Source organism: Acinetobacter qingfengensis, assembly GCF_008693185.1.
In the GTDB taxonomy this organism is placed as follows: domain Bacteria; phylum Pseudomonadota; class Gammaproteobacteria; order Pseudomonadales; family Moraxellaceae; genus Acinetobacter; species Acinetobacter qingfengensis.
In genome coordinates this window covers 94,994-116,406 of sequence record NZ_VXKN01000004.1, presented here as the reverse complement: position 1 = coordinate 116,406, position 21,413 = coordinate 94,994, and the positions used below count along the sequence as shown (strand labels likewise).

Genomic DNA, 21,413 nt, shown 5'->3' with positions numbered 1-21,413 from the left:
AATAAATCAATAAACCAGTCATGATGATAGGATAATATGCGCATAACAGACATGATCTTGCCTATTTTTCTTACAGGATTAATCGGCTTTGCACTTGCCACACAAACAGCAATTAATAGCCAGTTACGTGCACAATTAAATAGTCCGATTCAAGCTGCTTTTTTCTCTTTTTTTATTGGAACGATTTGCTTGGCTGTGCTGATGCTATTAGAATCTGCGACACGCCCTTCACTACATCAAATCACTCAAACCCCAATCTGGTTATGGTTAGGTGGATTTCTGGGTGCCTACTGCATCAGTATCAGTATTTATACCGCACCTAAACTGGGCTTTTTAAGCTTTACTGGTCTGGTACTCTTTGGGCAAGTGATCATGTCTGCACTTCTTGATCATTTTGGGTTACTTGGAGTCGAGAGAAATACCATTCACTGGCAAAGAATCGTTGGGGCTATTCTAATTGCGGTGGGTATTGTTTTTACTTTACACCGCTAATTTTTTAGATGAGAAAATTTATGTCTGCGATGTATAACTGGGGTTTTGAACTAAAACAATTATTACGTCTAATGCTCCCTATCCTTGCCACGCAAGTTGCACAAGCAGGTTTTGGTTTAATTGATACCATTATGGCAGGACAATTATCTGCGGCAGATCTGGCAGCCATTGCAATTGCTGTAGGTATCTGGTTACCAGTCATGCTATTGTGTAGTGGAATTTTAATGGCAACATCTCCGTTGATTGCCGAAGCAATTGGTGCTAAACGACAACAGAACATCCCTGTGATTACGCATCAGGCTTTGTGGATCGCAATTTTTCTGGGATTGATTGGAATGCTGATTTTACAGCTTATGCCACAATTTTTTCATTTACTTAAAGTTCCTGAAAATTTACATGCCAAAGCCGGACTTTTCTTACATAGCATCGCTTTTGGTATTCCTGCCGTCGCTTTATACAGTGTTTTACGTTGTTATTGTGAAGCTTTAGGCCATCCGCATGTCGTCACCATTATTAGCCTTTTGGCCTTACCTGTTTTAATTCCTCTGAATCTGATTTTTATGCATGGCTTTGCATTTATTCCGGCCATGGGTAGTGCTGGTGCCGGGGTTGCCAATGCAATTTTACAATGGGTCATGTTATTTATCCTGATTGCTTATTTAAGGTATGCCAAAGCGTTTACTCAGGTTAAACTTTTCCAACAATTTGATTCTCTCGATCCTGTCTGGGCAAAACGTATCTTAAAACTTGGCGTACCGATTGGTATGGCGATTTTTTTTGAAGTCAGTATTTTTAGTACCGCTGCACTAGTGATTAGCCCTTTAGGTGATACAGTCATTGCTGCACATCAAATTGCCATTTCTATCACCTCTCAACTGTTCATGATCCCATTATCTCTGGCAATGGCACTTACCATTCGGGTTGGGCAATATTATGGAGCAAAAAATTGGCAAGTCATGCGACAGGTTCAGCATATTGGTTTTGTAGTCGCAACTGTTTTTGCCAGTTTCACCATGCTGTTACTATGGTTATTTCGCGGTTGGCTGATTCATTTGTATAATAAGGATACTGCGGTTTTTGATGTTGCCTATGGTCTGGTTATTTTTGCAATTGCTTACCAATTAATCGATGCATGGCAAGTCACTGCTGCAGGCTGTTTACGCGGTATGCAGGACACCAAAGGCCCCATGTGGATTACCTTATTTGCTTACTGGATTATTGCTTTTCCATTAGGTATTTATCTCACTCGCTATGCTCTTTTCTCGGCAGCTGGCGTCTGGATTGGGTTAATTACCGGCTTGTTTATTGCTTGTATTTTATTGTTTATTCGATTACGTACAACCAATAACCGCTTGAACCAAAGCGGTTTTTATTCAAAAAAAGTGACCAATCCCTTTTAACCAATCCTCACAGAACTATGCTTGCCAGTGTGTAGTTGCAGTTGTACAGTCAACTACACATCATTTTGATGACCCGGTTTGTACGAGGTAATCATGGCCGCACAACAGAATACATCAGCAGGACGCCGTTTTTTAAAACTTGCAGGCATGACCGCCAGTATTGCAGGCAAGGCCGTTTCTAGTTCAATTAAAAACTTGAATGCTGATGAAGACAAGAAATTGCAAATCCGCTCTCAACTCTATCAAGACATCGGTGTCAAAATTGCAGAAACATTAGGAGAAATGAAAGGCGCCGTAATGAAAGTTGGGCAAATAGCTTCGCAATACAAAGACCTTTTCCCGGCTGAAGTCCAGGATGCCATCTGTAAATTACAGCGTGAAGCACCAGCAATGCCATTTACACAAATTCAGGCACAATTAGAAAGCGAACTCAAAAAACCATTACATGACATCTTTACTGATTTTTCAGAAACACCTTTTGCAGCAGCATCAATTGGACAGGTACATAGTGCAACCTTAAAAAATGGTCAGGCTGTTGTGGTTAAAGTACAATATCCCGGTGTTGATGAAGCGTGTGAAAGTGATTTAAAACAAGTTAGATTAGCCTTACGCCTGATGGGTATGCTCAAAATTGATAAAAAACTACAAGATGAAATTTTCAGTGAAATTCAAAACAGTTTATATACCGAATTAAACTACGAAATCGAAGCACAAAATCTACATATTGCGCGAGCCTTTCACAGCAAACTCGATCATCAAATTATTATCCCTGAGGTATTTCCCGAATATTCAACGCGCCGTGTTCTCACGTTAAGCAAAGAAGTCGGTGAAAATATTGAAACTGCCAGCACATGGTCTCAGCCAATTCGAAATCAACTGGGCCGCCGTTTATTTCAAGCCATCGGTCAGGAAATTTTTTATCTTCATCGCTTTCATTGTGACCCACATCCTGGCAATTTTGCTTTTAGGGAAAATGGCGATGTGATTATTTACGATTATGGTAGTGTCAAGACTTTGGCACCGCCTGTAGTCGATCATTATAAACAGCTAATCAATGCTGCCAGACAGCACAATATTTCTGTACTGGAACACCAGCTACGTGTCCTTAATGTACGCAATGATAAAGGCCTAATTCCTCATGAATGGTATGTACAATGGTTAGAAATATTAATGCGCCCACTCATCACAAAATATGATTTTGCGGAAAATTCTGCACATCACGATGGTGTCATTCTTATAAAGAAATCCTTAAAATACTGGGACTACTTCCAGCCTTCACCAGATACCCTAATGATCAATCGAACCGTTTCGGGACATTACTGGAATTTAATTCATCTAAAAGTTCATGATCATCTCAATGACCTATTTGAATCCATTGTACCTGTAGAAGAATAAAGGATCACATTCTGTTACAGCACTGACTTGCTTTTTAACAATGTTATAATATAACATATCGTTAAATTGCAGTATGCTATCGTTATTCAAGAGGACAATGCTCATGCAAAAAAATATTCATCCCCAATATCAGGATGTGTTATTTCATGACACCAATGCTGATATATATTTTGTGATCGGATCAACCTTACAGTCTAAACAAACTCGCGAATATGAAGGAAAGACTTATCCTTATGTCAGTCTGGATATTTCAAGTGCTTCTCATCCTTTTTATACCGGTGAACAGCGCCAAGCCAGTAATGAAGGACGTGTCGCCAGCTTTAATAAACGTTTTTCTCGTTTTAAACGTAGTCATTAATCCCCTACGCTTTCCATCATCCTTAATTTTGATTTAATATTTTTTTAAATCGCTACAGAATCATCCTCCTGCGAAGTAGTCATCCCAGCTACTTCGTTTTTTTGTATAAATTGCTTTATTTTTACGCATTTGCCCTTATTTAAGTTTTAAAGTAAACCTCATCTTCTATCGAGAATAACACATGGCCGAAAATTACTATGAAACACTCGGCATTGATCGCAATGCCACTCCAGAACAGATAAAAAAAAGTTATCGCAAATTAGCCCGAAAATATCATCCGGACATCAGTAAAGAAGCTGATGCCGAATCTAAAATGCAGGCAATTAACGTAGCTTATGACACACTCAGTCACCCCGAAAAAAAAGCAGAGTATGATCAAATGTTAGATCATCCGCAGGGCTTTGCCGGTTTTGGCCAACAAGGTTTTAACGGACAACAATCAGATGGTTCACAGTTCTACAATAACTATCAGGGCAATGCTGGGGATTTTCATGACTTTGAGGATTTATTTGGCCGTTTTGGTGCAGGCTTTGGTGGCGGTACACGACGACAACGCCAATCACAAAATGTTCAATTTCCGGGAGAGGATCAGCATGCCAAAATTGAAGTACCATTAGCTGTGGCCTATAGCGGCACAACACAGCAAATTACCTTACAAATTCCAAGTTATAATGCTCACGGTGAAGCAGAGATCCAGCGCAAGACCTTGCAAATCAAAATCCCTAAAGGCATGAAAGAAGGTCAGCAAATTCGTTTATCCGGTCAGGGGCAGTCTGGAATAAATGGTGGAAAAAATGGTGATTTATATATCGAAATTAACTATCAGGAAACGCCACAATTATATGTTGAAGGTGCCGATGTTTATCAGCAACTGAATATCTCTCCATGGGAAGCTGCATTGGGTGGTAAAGTAGACATTAATACACCTGCGGGGCGTTTACAGGTTAATTTACCAACCAATGCCAAAAATGGTCAACAATTGCGCTTGAAAGACAAAGGAATCCCTAATACTAGCGGTGCAGGTCATCTGTATTTAACCATGAATATTTGCTTGCCAACTGTGCAGACTGATACACAAAAACAGGCTTTTCAGGATTTGGCAAAACAATTTAATGATTTTAATCCACGTGGTTAAAGGGAGATGTTAACAATGAAAAAATTTACCATTCATGAAATAACCATTCATGATCCCTGTCATAGTGAAATCATTGAACAGCATCAAGGATTAAACTTTGTACAATTTGTTCAAGCTGTTGGTGTAGATGATGACTGGGTTCTGCAATTGTTTGAATATGATATTTTATCTTCAACACAAAACTCACCACAGCAATATCGCTTTGTCAGTGAAGATCTGGCACGTGCCCGTCGAGCCTATCGCTTACAACGGGATTTCGATGCCAGCTTTGCTGCTGTTGCAGTGATGCTGGATTTAATTGATGAAGTACAGCATTTACGTAAACGTATAGGTTAAAATTTTTTACATCAAACAGATATGCCTGTACATCAGGCATATCAACAATAAGTTTATTTTATAATTACATATATTTTATATCTCGCCTGCTGTTTATTTAATCTTTTTTAAATCCAGACTTTGTCCTTGAGCAAGCAGATCCGAAATTTTACTCTGACTACTCCCCATTAGGCGCTTCCTTCTAAAAATATACATTAAAATCAATGTAGTAACAATCATCACCACCATCATAAACCAAAACCCGTAAGGATTTCTTAATCCAGGAATGGCCTCAAAATTCATTCCATAAATCCCAGTTAATAAAGTTAATGGTGAAAAAATTGCAGTAATAATTGCCAGAATACGCATATTTTCATTGGTTTGATTAGAAATGGCAGAAAAATGTAAATCTATTGCAGTTTTAATCATACTTTCAAGGCGCGTCACATGTTTCTGAACACGCTCCACATGACTCAATAAGTCATGCACACGGACCAGAGTGATATCCTGCCGCTCAATCGCAAACTCCCCTCCAAGTTGGCTTTGATTTTCCATAATATCATCACGTAGTTCCTGTAACACATCTATTTGCTCTTCACACAAGTACTCAATTTGCTGCAAGGCCATGTTTTCCTGAAATAGATCCTGCCAGCGGGTAAATCTTGCTGAACTCTGTAGTAATTCATTCTGCCAGAAAGTCACCCGCTGTGTCAGCGGTAGACGAATATCCAAATAACGATCAATTACTACATTCAATAATTTCAATGTTAAATCCAGTGGTGAATTTGGCACGCGGATATTTTTATTCTGCGGTTGCGGATGGTGGTGAATCAACATTCGTATCCGCTCAACAAATTGATTGGCAGCCAAGTTACGCTCATCCCGAATAGTAATCAATGCTTGTGGTGAGATACAAAAACTAATCGGTGTTGTCAAAAATTCAGAAGGATTGAACATTAAAATTTTTTCTGAAGTAAAACGATCTTTCTTAAGCATAAACCCGTCATCAGGTGTCACAAGCTTACGAAAAATCAGAAGATCATATTCTTGTGTGGTATCAAAATTCGATGGATGATCAATATTGGAAATATCCTCAATGTGATATTCATTCACCCATAGCCGCGTATCTGTATGTACCTGCTGTTGCCATTGCTCAGGAGTTTTCAAATCTTCTAAGACACTTTCAATCCACACAAAAACCATCTGTAAATCATCTCGTTGTTGCTGACTTACAATAAGCTGTGCAGATTCTTCTTGCATATAGAAATAATATTTTTGCATGCAAACAACCAATATTTTTGTATAAATCACTCATTGAATCATAAGCGAAATTTATTTGGAAATCCCCACAAATACGGATTTTACGTACTATTTCGCAACAATTTTTTTAATTTTTTCATGGCTTTTTCAGCAAAGTTTTTTTAACAATAAAGTTCATATCGATAAAATTTCAAGGAGTACTTAGCTTGGAAGAACATAAGGCACTTATTCAACAACTACGTCAGCACGATCCACATTTTGCCCTGCTGTATGCTGAGCATCAACAGCTTGATCAGCAAATCAATCGGTTGGCAAAAGACCCCATCACCTGTAACCTAGAACAACTGGAAAGCTTAAAAAAACAAAAATTAAGACTTAAGGATGAAATCTATCATCTCTTACAACGTTCTCAACAATCTTAAAAAATAAAAAAGCTGCCGATTGATCAAATCAATCAGACAGCTTTAGTGTACGAAAAATTCTTTACTAATTATGATGCATCACGTTTATTTAATGTCGCATCCAATTGTGCCTTATCTAACGCACCATCCCATTTTGCAACAACAATCGTTGCGCATGCATTCCCTACAAGGTTGGTTAATGCTCGACATTCTGACATAAAGCGATCAATACCAAGAATTAATGCCATACCTGCTACTGGAATTGCAGGCACCACAGATAAGGTTGCCGCAAGCGTAATAAAACCTGCACCGGTAATACCAGCAGCACCTTTGGAACTGATCATTGCAACCAATAAAATAGTAACCTGTTCTGTTAATGTCAGATCAATATTACACGCCTGCGCAATAAATAGTGCAGCCATTGTCATATAAATATTGGTACCATCCAAATTAAATGAATATCCTGTTGGAATAACCAGACCAACCACTGATTTCTCACAACCTGCTTTTTCCATTTTTGCCATCAATGAAGGTAATGCTGCTTCTGATGAACTTGTTCCCAGAACTAGCCATAATTCTTCTTTGATATAGCGAATCAAAGCAATAATCGAGAAACCATTATAACGAGCGACTGCGCCAAGTATGACCAGAACAAATAATAGTGCCGTGATATAGAAGGTTAAGATCAGTTCCAACAAATTACCAATTGCACCAATACCATATTTACCAATGGTAAATGCCATGGCACCAAATGCACCAATTGGTGCAAACTGCATCAAAATACCAACCAAAGTAAATACAGGAGCAGTTAGATTTTGCAAAAACTCTGTGATTGGACGACCAATATCACCTGATTTAGACAATGCAATACCAAAGAGAATTGCCACAAAAAGAACCTGTAGAATATCACCCGATACAAAAGGACTAACTAATGTTTTTGGAATAATATTCATCAAAAAGCCAACAATGGAAGTTTCGTGAGCTTTTTCCTGATATTCATCGACCTTGGCACTATGCAAAGTAGATGGATCAATATTTAAACCATGGCCAGGCTGAGTAATATTGGCAACAATCAAACCAATAATTAAGGCAAGTGTAGAGAAAGTAACAAAATATAGCATTGCTTTACCGGTAATACGGCCAACACTACCTATATTTTTACTTCCTGCAATCCCTGTAACCACGGTAAGAAAGATCACCGGTGCAATAATCATTTTTACCAGATTAATAAATGCCTGCCCCAAAGGTTCCAGCTTAGTCCCTAATTCAGGAGAAAAATGACCTAATAACACACCTACAGTAATGGCAAATAATACTTGCACATATAAATGTTGGTAGAATTTTTTTGGCTTTTGAGGAGGTAGTCCATGATCTACGGCCGAATGATCTATTTGCATACGTGTACCTAAATTCACCTTTGGAAATGCGTCCCTGTGTGCAACCAACGCAAAAAACAGTCTAAAAATCCTTTAGACCAATATAAATTTCATGAATTTTAAGGCAAAAAAAAAGAAAAGAAACAAAATTAGACTAATGTCTAATCTGTGCAACTTAAGTTGTATTTTTTTATAGAGTTACCTATAAAATTATACAATTTTTTACACTTTATGCCCAATAAAAATCGGTGAATAATTCAGCATTTAATTTTTCTCTAGCGAAATTAACAAATATTTTGTTGAATTATTTTATTTTGAAATGACATACTTTTATTATGCATTTATTCTAAAAAATATTTTTATTTGTTATTTTACTACAGAATTTTACCAGAGGACTAAGATCTATTTTTATGTTTATTTCATAATAATTTATGATCTGTCTTGCAGGAGAAATTCTAATGACTCTACGTTTAACACTTGCTGCATTGATCAGCATGCTATCTTTCACAGCTTGCCATACTAATAAAACCGAAGTTAATTCACCTTATCAATATCTTGTCGGCTAATGGAAAAATAATGAAGCAGCATTAGAAGTGAAAAATAATGGGCAACTCAGTTATCATTATTACCAACAGCTACGGCATAAAACCAGCCTTAGTGAAGAGAATGTAAGTAGTAGTGCGAGTATTTATGCACCAATTACCAGTGTTAATGACCATGCAATTATACTAAGCAATGGGTTACAGCAGCTTAAGATTGATAAGATGTCTTTCAATGATCATGGTCAAACTAAGATTATCATTGAAGGACAAACATTGATTAAGCAAAATTAAACTGTAATTTGATTTTATTATTAGGAAGATAGAGATTACTTATTATTTTCCATTTGATCAATTGCTAACATCTCTGAATATCCATAAAAAAACCTCATGAACATTGCTGATCATGAGGTTTTCTGATTCACACAAGATTATGCTTGTATTTGCTCAATGTCTTTCATAGTCAACTTAATACGACCACGATTATCTACATCAGCAACCTGTACCTGAACCAGCTGACCTTCAGCCAATACATCTGTCACATTCGCAACACGCTCATTGGAAATTTGCGAAATATGCAATAAACCATCAGTACCTGGTAAGATATTGACAAATGCACCAAATTCAACAATACGAATAACTTTACCTGTATAAATTTTACCTGGCTCAATTTCAGCAGTTAAGGCCTGAATTTTTGCAACCGCTGCACTGGCAGATGCTTTAGATTCACCAAAGACACGTACTGTACCGTTATCTTCGATATCAATTGCCGCACCAGTTTCTTCAGTAATTGAACGGATGGTTGCACCACCTTTACCAATAACATCACGGATTTTTTCAGGATTAATATTAATCACTTGGAACGTCGGTGCAAACATATTGATTTCAGGACGAGCACGGGAAATCACTTTGTTCATTTCATTCAGAATATGCATACGACCTGTATACGCCTGATTTAATGCAACTTCCATGATCTCTTCGGTAATTCCTTCAATCTTGATGTCCATTTGTAATGCGGTAATACCATTGGCAGAACCAGCAACTTTAAAGTCCATATCACCAAGATGATCTTCATCGCCAAGAATATCTGAAAGTACAGCAAAACGTTCGCCTTCTTTTACCAGACCCATAGCAATACCGGCAACTGGTGCTTTAAGTGGTACACCAGCATCCATTAATGCCAGAGATGCACCACAGACGGATGCCATTGAAGATGAACCATTAGATTCAGTAATATCAGATACGACACGTAGTACATAAGGAAAGCGGTCAACCGGAGGCAATACAGCCTGTACACCACGGCGAGCCAAACGACCATGACCAATTTCACGGCGTTTTGGACCAGATTCACGACCTGTTTCACCCACTGAATAGGCAGGGAAGTTATAATGCAACATAAAGTTGTCAGTTTTAGTCCCAGCTAAAGTGTCAACCATTAAGGCATCACGAGTATTACCTAATGTTGCAGTCACCAAAGCCTGTGTTTCACCACGAGTAAACAATGCCGAACCATGTGTACGTGGTAACACACCCACTTGTACATCTAGCGCACGAACTGTTTTGGTATCACGACCATCGATACGTGCCTTACCGCTTAAAATGTTGTCACGTACTGTACGATATTTAAGGTCTTCAAACAGATAAGCCACTTCATCTGCAATACCATCAACATCTTCTTGTGGAACAAATTGTGCTTTTGCTTCTTCATATAACGCATCCAGTGCAGCATAGCGGTCTTGCTTCACTGCAATGGTATAGGCTTCAGAAATTTTAGCTTCAAATGCTGTTTTTAATTGTGCACGTAATTCTTCATTATGAGCAGGCGCTTCCCAGTTTGATGCAGCAGCACCTACTGCCGCAGCAAATTCTTTAATCGCTTGAATAGCAATTTGTTGCTCATCATGACCAAATAACACTGCACCCAGCATTTGATCTTCTGATAATTCTTTTGCTTCAGATTCAACCATTAATACAGCGGATTCTGTACCTGCAACCACAAGATCCAGATCAGATTGTGCCATTTGCTCATGATTTGGGTTAAGCACATATTCGCCATTGATCAAACCAACACGTGCTGCACCAATTGGGCCACGAAATGGTGTTCCAGCAATGCTAAGCGCTGCTGATGTACCTAACATGGCTGCAATATCTGCATCCATCGTTTTATCTGATGATACAACTGTTGCAGTTACTTGTATCTCGTTATAATAACCTTCCGGAAATAACGGACGAATTGGACGGTCAATTAAACGTGAAATCAGAGTTTCTGATTCAGAAGCACGGCCTTCACGTTTACCATAACCACCAGGGATACGGCCAGCCGCATATTGTTTTTCCTGATAATTTACAGTAAGCGGAAAGAAATCCTGACCAGCTTTTGCAGTTGGTTGCGCAACAATCGCAACCAACACAGATACGCCACCCATGGTAATCAAGACTGAATTTGCCTGACGAGCGACACGACCTGTTTCTAAAACAACAGTATGCTGACCATATTGGAATTCTTTACGAACGACATTAAACATTGACATGTATTATTGTTTCCTAATTATTTGCTGGCTGAAGGCCCCTAAGGTTTGGCATTCCATCCAAAATAACTTTTAGTAGATGCCATGGCAAAGCTTAGAAGCCGCTTCCCACCAGTCTTTAAATTTAAGTGTTTAACATAAAAGAAGAGGCGTAATCGCCCCTTCTCATGATTGCATGCCTGATAAGGGCATAGCAGTTATACCATACGATACGATGATAGTGACATCAAACATGATATGATATAATTATTACAATTAACGGCGTAGACCTAACGCACCGATTAATGCAACGTAACGACCGTGATCTTTACCATTTAAATAGTCAAGAAGTTTACGACGTTGGTTAACCATACGAATCAAACCACGACGGCTATGATGGTCATGTTTGTGAGTCTTGAAGTGACCTTGCAAATCATTGATTTGAGCTGTCAATAATGCAACTTGTACTTCTGGGGAACCTGTGTCGTTTTCAGCACGGGCAAATTTCGCAATAATTTCTGCACGTTGTTCGTTAGTTAAAGCCATCGTTATCTCCGAGATGCTTAAAATTCAATAAAAGCGATATATAGTAAGTTTATTAATCTCAATAAACCTTTGCCGTGCATCACTACAGCAAGTGCGCCATTTTAAATGAATTTTTGGGTGAATGCAAAATATTCCAAATTTATAACTATTTATAGATAAAATAAAACCTTATAGTCTCTCCCAAAACTATAAGGTTTAAGTGACTGCAATCTCTACAGAATATTTGTCCTTACATCCATGCAAGTCCGCAGATCTCTCGATCATTTTATTGCGAATTACCTGATCTTCCTGATCAAGCTTTGTATGTCTTTATAATGGCAGAAGAATTTTAAAAAACCTATTAGACAATTTCTCTAATTATTGTAAGTGATTGCTTACATTTGTTTGATATTTCGCTATTTTCTGTTTAGAAACTTATAAGCACCGCGCTAGTTGTCTGGCCAAACCACTACAACGGCTAGTTTTGCGTTGTAAACTGAGTTCTAATGCCTGTGCATGAGCATAGATACTCACCATTTTTTTTGCACGAGTAACGGCAGTATACAATAATTCCTTACTTAACAATTGCTGTGCCAATTTATCCAACACGACCGCTACATGCCGAAATTCTGACCCCTGTGATTTATGAATGGTCAAAGCAAATGCGGTTTGCATGGATTGTGGTAATCGAGCTGCAGCAATGACTCGTTTTAAACTCGGAAAATATACAACATACTGCTCTGAATGAAGATGGTCTTTCAGGCAAATACCAATGTCACCATTAGATAATCCAAGCTGATCATCATTATAGATCATCATGACTGCACGACCTTCAAACCATTCACCTGGTTCAACAATCTGAAGTTGCTGTCGGATATAGTGAGTCATCAATTGATTCATCCGCTCTAGCCCCAGATGACCTGTTCGCATGGCTACCAAAATACGATAGCCATCAAATGCCTGTGCTAATTCATCATTATTCATTGTTCCAAGCCGATATTTTTTTACAGCCTGAATATAACTATCATAACCCTGCGCCAGTTTTTGGTAGATCAATGCATCCTCAGAAGGAGCCGAATTTTCATCAATCGGATAGTAGCCAACCCAATCAATAGGCAAATGCTGTTGTGTATTATTTTCCTGTAAAATTACATCACACAAATCATGATATTTGATGATTTCAGGCTTGACCTGTTGCAACCATTGCTCGAGATAAGGAGGCTGATCTACTTGATAAATAAACCGTGCAAAACGTCCGATTTGTGCTTGATCCGAGAAACGCCTGCTGGTTTGTAACTGTACACGATAATTTTGCAATACTTCGACTTGCTGCAAATCAGCCAACACATAGCCCACATCAACAGAGCTTAACTGATTGGCATCTCCCAATAAAATTAGACGCGTTGAAGAATGTAAGGCATTCAATAAAGCATGTGCCAAGGTCAAATCCAGCATGGATGCCTCATCAACCACTATAACGTCATAAGGCAAAGGATGTTCCTGATTATATTTTGGAATTTGTCGATAGCCCATACCCAATAGACGATGCAAAGTTTGGGTTTGCTGCTGTGCCAAATCAGTATGATACAGATTTGCTTGCTGCAAAGCAGGATCATTAAATGCAAGTTGTAATGCTTCCTGCATGCGCTGTGCAGCTTTTCCGGTGGGTGCAGCCATGGCAATTCTAAGCTCAGGCTGGAAATGTTTTAATACTGCGACAATACGCGTGAGAATATACGTTTTCCCTGTACCCGGTCCGCCTGTAATCATGGCAAAACTCGAATTTACGCCAATGGTTAACGCCTGTTGTTGATAAGGATCATTAAATAATGCCAAATAAGGTTGCACTGCTATAGGCTGCATCCGATGCTGAATAAGTATGGCAATTCGCTGTGCCAGTTGCCGCTCCAATTGCCAATAACGCTGTAAATATAAATAAGGTGCATCCCACACTAATGGTTTATCCACGGCTTGCTGTGTATCTACTGATGCAATGATTTCATTTAAATTTAAAACAGGTGCAGATAACTCAATGCAGCTATCTCCTTCCAGCAAAGATTGCCCCAAGGTTTTGATTAAATTAATTAATTCTTCTTTATACGGCCCAGTATAGAATGGTGATTGTGAAAGGAAATCTGCCCAGAAATCAAACCATTCAAGTCCCTCATGGCTTTTCAACATGTTATTCACAGAGTTATCCTCAAAGTTATCTACAGAGTTATCCATAATCTTTTACACAAAGTTATCCACAGGTTATTGAACCAAATATCCTCCAAGTAATGAATCCAGTTGTAAAATAAATTCAATATCAGGCTGCCAGAAACAGACACCATAATTGCAATCTGTTGTCATTCCACGTAAATATAAATAACTGGCTCCACCTAAATGCTGTTCAGGGTCATAATTATTCAAACGTTGTCCTAAATAACGATGTAATGCCACCAGATATAAACTGGCCTGTAGCCAATAACTGGAATGGGTCATATTATCCCGAATATTTTCAATTTGATAATTTTCCAGATATTGCCCCAGTGTGTTACTTTTATAATCCGCAATATGATATCGCTGACCATCGAAATACACCAAATCGATGGCACCATTTAAGAATCGCGCAGTATTTGCAGCTTCAAATTCAGGCATATTCCAGCCATACTGGACAAAAAATGTATGAATTTTTTGACTATCAAATCGTTGCTGGGCCAATGCCAGAAAAAATGGAAATTCAGACAAGCGATGTTCCGGCTTGAGTTGTTGCAGCGTTAGATTTGATTGAGTCGCCTGAATAGGTGTTTTTACAATCGATTCTAACCATTGCTGTACCCATGTCAGTAATTGTTGTTTAGCAAGAGTATCATTCAGTTCATCAAAATCCTGTTGATAATGCTGTAATAAATCTGTCCATAAACCATATTGATAAAGCTGTCGATTAATCTCTTGCTGCCAGTCTTGCTGCTGCTGAAAATCCAAATGTTCTAATAATTCGTGCAGACAGTTTCCTGCCAATGTTCCACGTGGAAAATTTAGTCTAATCCATTGCAGTTCAGTTTGATGATATTTTTCTGGCTGCGAATCCTGAAAAATATTTTCTTCAGTTTGTTGCTGTATGTCGTATTCATCTTGTGCCGCCTGATCCTGTTCTACCCATTCGGCCAAAACATCAATATGAGTCTGATGTTTGACGTGCGCAGCAAGATAACTAAAACTGGTGCGTGTTTTGGGATAAAATTGCCGTACAGGATAATTTAATGCTGTGAGTTGTAATATTTGCTGTTGTGAACGCTGATATGCGGTGTCTGGACTTTCAATACATTCTTCTGCCACTGCAGGATGACAAAAGGCTTGTTCCTGTGCCTCAAGCCAGAATGCTGCCGCACCTGAAACAGCAATTTTTTTATTTTGCTGTGGTAAACTTAAGTATAGTCTATAACTGGCACGTGTTAATGCCACATACCAGAGACGATGATTTTCCGCCTGTATTTTATGATCATTGGCTTGTAATGCCTGTACATTTTTTTCTACTTCCTGTGAAGCGATAGCAATGACGCGACTGGACTGATCGGTTTGTTGTTCTTCATAAAAAATTAAATCGGATTTATTACTAACTTCTTTATTGGCACCCATTAAAAATACAATTTTAAACTCTAACCCTTTGGATTTGTGAATGGTCATCAATTGCACACCAGATTCACTGGATAATTTACGTTCCATTTCCCAATCACGTTGGGCAGGTGAACCCAATTGCAATAGATACCATTGTTGTAGATGTTGTAAACCTTGATAATACTGGCTTTTCTGGCTGAGTAATTCAATAATATGCCGTGCATTAACAATTGATCGCTCTGCCTGTTGTCCTGTATGTTTTGCCAGATTACCCCAAAATTGATAATGTTCTGCCAAATCCTGCCATGCAATTAAAAAACCTTTTTGCAACCATGTTTGCCGAGCTTGTCGAAATTGCGTCATATGTGTACTAAAGGCATCGGCATGTTGTTCAAATGCGATAAATTCCGATAGATGCATGCCAATCAGTCTGGTCATGAGCGCACGACGCAAGATTTCTTCCCGATCCGGCTGAAGAATTGCCTGCAATATTGCAGCAATTTCCTGTGCAATCACACTGGAGAATACGCTGCGCATCGCAACACGATTAACACGAATATTGAGTTTTTCTAGTTCATGCTGAACCTGATCCAGTTCATAATTACTATATGCCAGTACAGCAATATCATCTTCAACAATGGTGTATTTTTGTTGCTGATCCTGTATAAAAAGTTGTCTGTCTTGAGCCTGTACCAATAAATGTCGAATTTTCTGTGCAATGACAAATCCTTCATGACTCCCTTCAGGCAAAGACAATAACCGCAAAGGTGCTGTATCTGTCTGTTGTTTCTCGATCAATACATTATCAGTAGACTTACCGGCAATTGCCGGATAATACTCAATATCTTCACCAAAATTGATTTGTCGCCTAAACAGGGCATCTACTGCTGTCACCAAAGCTGGTGTGGAACGAAAATTCTGTTGCAGACGATAAAAGTGACCTTTTTTTTGGGCGAGGTCATTAAAGGCATTCAGATAGGTTAAAATATCACCTCCACGAAAGCCATAAATGGCCTGTTTGGGATCACCTACTGCAATAAAACACCCCGCATCAATTCTATCGTGATGACGCCATATTGCATTAAGGACATTATCTTGCTCCTGATTGGTATCCTGAAATTCATCAACCAGAATAATCGGATAACGATGCTGAATGGCCTGCGCCATTTGCTGTCCTTTTTCATGGGTTAAGGCGTGTGCCAGTGTCTGAATTTGCTGATTAAACGTGGTTTCACTGGCCTGTAATAACAGTTGTGGTAATTGCTGTTTTACTGTACAGCTTAAATAGTAACGTAAATAGGCATCCAATTGTTTTAACTGGCCATTAAGCTGATCAGAAATTTCGGCTAAATGACATGCTGACTTGACACTTGGATGCTGTAAAAATGCCTGTATTTCTGTGGAGTCAGGTGCCTTTATACCTTTATGTTGTGCCAGTTTAGTCAATTTTAACAATATGGATTTACTGCTAGCATCAAATAAGACAAAAAAACCAAGTTGTTGTAATTGTTCCGAAAATTTCGGAATATCTTGTTCAAATAATTGTTGTAAAACGCCTTTTTTCCAACTTCGTCCATCAAATGCTTTGGCGTATTGTCCGTTGATTAAATAATATTCTTTGAGTTGTTCCGATTGCTGCGTATTATGCTGAATAAATTCAGCAATACATTGTTGTAATGACACAATATCTAACACAGGTTCTGTAACTGTTAATAATTTTGCTTGACTAAAATTCAGGGTATTTTTTACGGTTTTAATATATTCATCGACTGTTTTAAGCGACTGACTGAACAGTAAAAGATCCACAACCGATTGCTGTTGTTGCTGTAACCATGCTCTTAATGCATCATGTACAATTTGATAGGGATACTGGTTTTCATTTTCTGTCATCTGACGAGGTTCAATTTCACCACTTTCAAACGAAAATTCTCTTAATAATTTCTGTGTAAAACTATCAATTGTTCCGACAAAAAGTTCATCCAGACTATCAATAATCAGTTTCAACCGATTATTAAGATAATGAAAGTTGCGTTGTTCATTTTCAGCATCAGAAAAAAGTTGAAATACCCATTTTTCCAGTGGATCACTTAATTGTTGCAAATATTGTGCATATTCAGAAACAGATAACTTTTCCCAGTGTTGAGCTTGCTTAAAAATATCCAGTAAACGCAGGCGAATACGAGTTTTTAATTCCGCCGCTGCCGCTCGGGTAAATGTTGTGGCGATCACCTGTCGAGGCATATATTTCTCTGTAAGAATACGAACCATTAAACTTGATAATGTCCAGGTTTTTCCTGTACCGGCTGAAGCCTCTATTAAATGTAAACCTTGCAGTTTCAGATGCTGTAAAGGCTGATCCTGATAATGCACCTGTGCTTTCATGCGCTTTCCTCCTTGAGGATCTGAAGGTGTTGCGTCATTAGGCTATACAATGGTGCAGCATATTTTTCTGCATATTGATTAAATTGTTGTTCGGCCTGTTGTTCTGTTGCAAATAAAAGTTGCCAGTCCGCAGATAAATAACACCCTGGATCATTATCTGCATTAAAGGCAACATGATGGTAATATTTTTTCCCCAGCCAACGTTTTCTTAATACATCCAGATTGCTGCAATATTGTTGTCCTTGATCATCAAATTCCCATTTGGGTTGCTCTGAATCATCCATACTGGCAAATAAAGCTGGTGGCAGGCAAAAAGGTTGCCGGCAAGCAGAATACCAAACCTGTAACCATTGTTTAATCTGTTGCTGTGCCTGTTGCCGATTTAACCCAGAAGCCTGCAATGTTTTATTATTGAAAATAGCAATTCGCTGTAATGGCGCATTGTCAGTTGAAGCAGCAGCTTGCCACAACAGGTATTCCAGCCAGATTTGCAATGGTCGATCATTACGGCAACCAGAAGCCGTTAAACTAATCCATTGCAAAGCATCTATATCCTCTGGAACCGTCATTGAAAACTGATGTTGTACATCTAACTGCCATGTTTTTCGGGTTAATTCTGTGATTTTTCCACCAAATCTAGCTAGACGCTGAATTACCAATTGTAATTCACTTTGTGTCTTTTGCCATGTGGCATGCTGCATCTGCCCTACGGGCAATTGATGTTGTAATAAATCCGGATTAAACGAAGGCATTAACTCAACAGTATTTGATTGTTTTAACTGTGTTTGTAAATAATCCCTAATGCTATATTTTTGCAAGCCGTCCAGCAGCAAAGGCTCATAGCTTTCCAATTGGTCTAATGGTTGGACATTTTGAATGCCAACACGCCGTAAAAAATGCTGTGCAGGATGACGTAAATCTCTGATCCATTGTACGGCATCTAATCGCTGAGATTCTCCATTTGCTGTAATGTCCGGATAAAGTTGATTTAGCCAGTGCCAATCTTGCAGCAATGGCTGTACGATGTGCTGCGCCACAGCATACCACTGATCCTGAAATCTTGGATAATGCTGGACGCTGCGTTGCTCGGAAAAACTTTGTGGTTCAAACGGTTGTAATGGATGAATATGATAAAGTGGCCTTAAGGCTTCGGGAATGTCCAACCCTTGATCGTCTCGCTGATCTGACGTTTCGTAATGTTGAGTCTTTAAGATATAAGCCAGATGCTGCGTCAACTCTTGCACAATACTGGAAGGGTCACGGGCTTGTTGATCATTCACATCAAAACCATTATAAAACATCCAGAAAGCATCCTGTGCTTGCAGCATGGCATCCAGAAATGTACCTTGATCATCTTCAAGACGTGATCGATCACCCAGCTCTGCCCGTAATAATTCCATTAAATCAAATGGAATATGGCTATCTCGATTAGGGAAAGTACCGGTATCCATATTCAGACAGACAATCAAGCGATATGGCAAAGGCCGTAACTGTCCCATTTGTGCAAATGTAATTTGTCCTGTGGGTTCTGTTTGTCCAACCTGATGTTCAATACTGTTGGCAATTTCATTAAGTAAGTATTGTAAAGGTAAGCGTAACTGTTCTGTATTGGTCACCCGAATGATTCTGCGTAATTTATCTAATGCTTGTTTTACCTGCTCAACGCCAGCAATATGCTCAAATGCTGTAATTTCCAGATCAAGACGTTGTAGGCTTTGCTGCAATGTAGGTTGATCTTCAATACTTTGTGGATTAAGCCAATCCCTGCGCTGCGCCAAATCCTGATAAATCCGAATCAGACACCCGATCAACTCAAAATCCCTACGCTGAACCTGTGGCATACCCAAAACATTTTCAAAGATCGTCTGCTCTGGCATGGCAATACCCAAAGCCAAACGATTTAAAGCGTAACGCAAACTAAAACGATAGTCTTGATCTTGTTCGGTTAGACTTAATTTTAAATGTTGTTCATCAAATCCACGCTTAAATCCAGCAGTTTGTAATAGTTCAGTCAGACGCTCAATATGTTCAAATTGTAGTCCATATAAGCGCTGAATGGCTGGTAAACTGAGCCAGTCCATAAATTGCTCAAAGCTGAAACGTTGCTGTAGCAAATGTAATCTTAAACTAAGTGCCTGCCAAAGCTGTACTGCATCAAGTGGTGGGACACCTGCAATCTTGATCGGCAGATTAACCTGTTTACTGGCATAATTGACGGCAAAAACTGTACGAATCTGTGCTTCAATCTCCTGCAAATTAGGCACTAAAATTAAAATATCATCAGGCTGTCGTGGCTTTGTATCCTCCTGACTTAGCCAATACAGCAATTGGGTTTTTAAAACTTCCAATTGCCGGTAACTGGAATGGCACACATGAATTTGTAAAGATTGATCCTGTGCATCCAGCGTATATTGCTGAGGTTCAGGTTCTTTTAAATACAGAATGTCGGATTGTAATTGTTGTAATAAGCTTTGCGGGATATATTCTGGAAAAATATCCTGCCACAACCCTTCTTCCCCGCCCGCCAGTTGACTCAGTAAAGCACTAATATCACGTGCCTGTTTTCCCAAACGCGTCAGCAGCGGGTGTCGGCTTTCATAATATACTGCGGCATCCGGATATTTAAGTGCATATTGTGCTTTCCACTTTGGATCGACACTATCTGCCCAATATTCCTGCGATGGTGTGTAATGCAGAACTTTTACCGAAACATATTGCCCCAAACGTCTAAGGAATAAAAGCTGTGATGGCGGTAATTCCAATAAAGTAAACACATATAAAGTTTTAGGTAATTTTTCTTGAAAAAAAGTCGCATTTTCTCCTGATAGCTTTTGCCAGAATTGTCGATCTATATCCTGCATTTTGGCATAATCTTCTGCAAAGGCCTGTTTCCAGATATAACGCTGCCAAACCTCCAGAATTTCTGCCTGCCGGATGGTATATTCCAGCATGTGCGGGTGGACTTGCTGCATATTTTTTTCAGGTTGACGAATCCAGTGTTCAATATTAAGTGGTTGATTCTCCCCCCAACGCCCCAACCAGTTTTGTCGACAATGGCATTGTCCTACACAACCACCGACACATTCACCTCGATAAATCATGTAGTTAGAAAACAATCGGGAACAATGATCCGCCACCCAATACAACATCCGTTGTTGTTTAATCTGACGTTGCACAGGATCTACAATAAATTCACTATGCTGAAAGATTCGCTGAAATATGCCGTATAGTGCATGATCTGCTGAAAGATTTTTTTGTAAAAATGGCATTAAAAACAAGAAAATTCGCCATTTCATATTCAACATCTGTGGTGCTTTTGCCACCACATCAGCCCCGACAATATTTTGATAAAGCTGCCATTGTGCAGTACGTAATGCCGAAAATTGCAGATTTCCACTCATTCCCAACTGTTGAGCAATATGCTGCTTCACCCATTGCCCAATACCGTGATTAGGCACAATTAACCATTGTGGCTGTAATACCGCCATTGCATCAGTTTGTGGCTGTGCAATTTCCTGAATCAATACCTTGAGTAAAATTTCCAGTCGCTGGCTTTGTAAAACATCAATGCCCATCTTGTACATATCCCGGTAATTGTTGCTTTTTGTGTTGCTATGCTAGCGGAAACCCTAACCGCAATGCCAGTAGTTCCAGCAACTTTACGACATTTTATGTCGTTTAAACTATAAATAAACACAGCATATTTATGCTATACATCACAAAAAAAA

15 protein-coding genes are annotated in these 21,413 nt (G+C 38.9%); 8 read left to right on the top strand and 7 right to left on the bottom strand.

The genetic code is table 11. The features are described from left to right. Positions 1–36 precede the first annotated feature (36 nt). From F4V57_RS06840 to F4V57_RS06815, 6 genes are all read left to right on the top strand, one after another. Positions 37–492, top strand: a complete 456-nt coding sequence (locus F4V57_RS06840) for a DMT family transporter (RefSeq protein ID WP_070070534.1) — start codon at positions 37–39, stop codon at positions 490–492. Between the two features lie 20 nt (positions 493–512). Then, entirely contained in the window at positions 513–1,892 is a 1,380-nt protein-coding gene (locus F4V57_RS06835) for an MATE family efflux transporter (RefSeq protein WP_070070535.1), read from the top strand. Positions 1,893–1,985: 93 nt separating this feature from the next. Then, positions 1,986–3,287 (top strand): ABC1 kinase family protein, encoded by a 1,302-nt coding sequence (locus F4V57_RS06830; protein ID WP_070070536.1) that lies wholly within the window; start codon positions 1,986–1,988, stop codon positions 3,285–3,287. Positions 3,288–3,390: 103 nt separating this feature from the next. After that, positions 3,391–3,645: a type B 50S ribosomal protein L31 gene (locus tag F4V57_RS06825; protein ID WP_070070537.1), complete on the top strand. Its 255-nt coding sequence runs from the start codon at positions 3,391–3,393 to the stop codon at positions 3,643–3,645. Between the two features lie 181 nt (positions 3,646–3,826). After that, positions 3,827–4,780 carry a DnaJ C-terminal domain-containing protein gene (locus F4V57_RS06820; RefSeq protein WP_070070538.1) on the top strand — a complete coding sequence of 318 codons (954 nt, stop codon included), beginning with the start codon at positions 3,827–3,829 and terminating at the stop codon, positions 4,778–4,780. Positions 4,781–4,795: 15 nt separating this feature from the next. Then, the gene (locus F4V57_RS06815) at positions 4,796–5,116 is read left to right on the top strand and encodes a chaperone modulator CbpM (RefSeq protein WP_070070539.1); all 321 of its coding nucleotides are present in this window, start codon (positions 4,796–4,798) and stop codon (positions 5,114–5,116) included. 93 nt (positions 5,117–5,209) lie between these two features. On the opposite strand, the gene F4V57_RS06810 is transcribed toward F4V57_RS06815, so the two are convergent. Next, positions 5,210–6,376, bottom strand: coding sequence for a magnesium transporter CorA family protein (locus F4V57_RS06810; protein WP_070070540.1), 1,167 nt, complete (start codon positions 6,374–6,376; stop codon positions 5,210–5,212). 185 nt (positions 6,377–6,561) lie between these two features. On the opposite strand from F4V57_RS06810, the gene F4V57_RS06805 reads away from it, so the two are divergent. Then, positions 6,562–6,777 (top strand): YdcH family protein, encoded by a 216-nt coding sequence (locus F4V57_RS06805; RefSeq protein ID WP_070070541.1) that lies wholly within the window; start codon positions 6,562–6,564, stop codon positions 6,775–6,777. A 68-nt stretch (positions 6,778–6,845) separates the two neighbouring features. Here the strand turns inward: F4V57_RS06805 and F4V57_RS06800 are convergent, their stop codons facing one another. Further along, positions 6,846–8,153 carry a dicarboxylate/amino acid:cation symporter gene (locus tag F4V57_RS06800; protein WP_070070542.1) on the bottom strand — a complete coding sequence of 436 codons (1,308 nt, stop codon included), beginning with the start codon at positions 8,151–8,153 and terminating at the stop codon, positions 6,846–6,848. A gap of 572 nt (positions 8,154–8,725) precedes the next feature. Here F4V57_RS06800 and F4V57_RS06795 point away from each other — a divergent pair. Then, the gene (locus F4V57_RS06795) at positions 8,726–8,965 is read left to right on the top strand and encodes a hypothetical protein (RefSeq protein WP_070070543.1); all 240 of its coding nucleotides are present in this window, start codon (positions 8,726–8,728) and stop codon (positions 8,963–8,965) included. Between the two features lie 137 nt (positions 8,966–9,102). Here F4V57_RS06795 and pnp read toward each other — a convergent pair whose 3' ends face one another. From pnp to F4V57_RS06770, 5 genes are all read right to left on the bottom strand, one after another. Then, on the bottom strand, positions 9,103–11,196 hold the full coding sequence (gene pnp / locus F4V57_RS06790; protein ID WP_171257562.1) for a polyribonucleotide nucleotidyltransferase: 2,094 nt from the start codon (positions 11,194–11,196) through the stop codon (positions 9,103–9,105). Positions 11,197–11,454: 258 nt separating this feature from the next. After that, complete coding sequence (rpsO, locus tag F4V57_RS06785) at positions 11,455–11,724, bottom strand: 30S ribosomal protein S15 (protein WP_070070545.1); 270 nt, start codon at positions 11,722–11,724, stop codon at positions 11,455–11,457. Positions 11,725–12,138: 414 nt separating this feature from the next. Continuing rightward, positions 12,139–13,884, bottom strand: a complete 1,746-nt coding sequence (recD, locus tag F4V57_RS06780) for an exodeoxyribonuclease V subunit alpha (RefSeq protein WP_205634535.1) — start codon at positions 13,882–13,884, stop codon at positions 12,139–12,141. 72 nt (positions 13,885–13,956) lie between these two features. Beyond that, complete coding sequence (locus F4V57_RS06775) at positions 13,957–17,685, bottom strand: UvrD-helicase domain-containing protein (RefSeq protein ID WP_070070547.1); 3,729 nt, start codon at positions 17,683–17,685, stop codon at positions 13,957–13,959. Beyond that, positions 17,682–21,260, bottom strand: coding sequence for an exodeoxyribonuclease V subunit gamma (locus tag F4V57_RS06770; protein ID WP_070070548.1), 3,579 nt, complete (start codon positions 21,258–21,260; stop codon positions 17,682–17,684). The genes F4V57_RS06775 and F4V57_RS06770 overlap by 4 nt, the downstream gene beginning before the upstream one ends. Positions 21,261–21,413 lie beyond the last annotated feature (153 nt).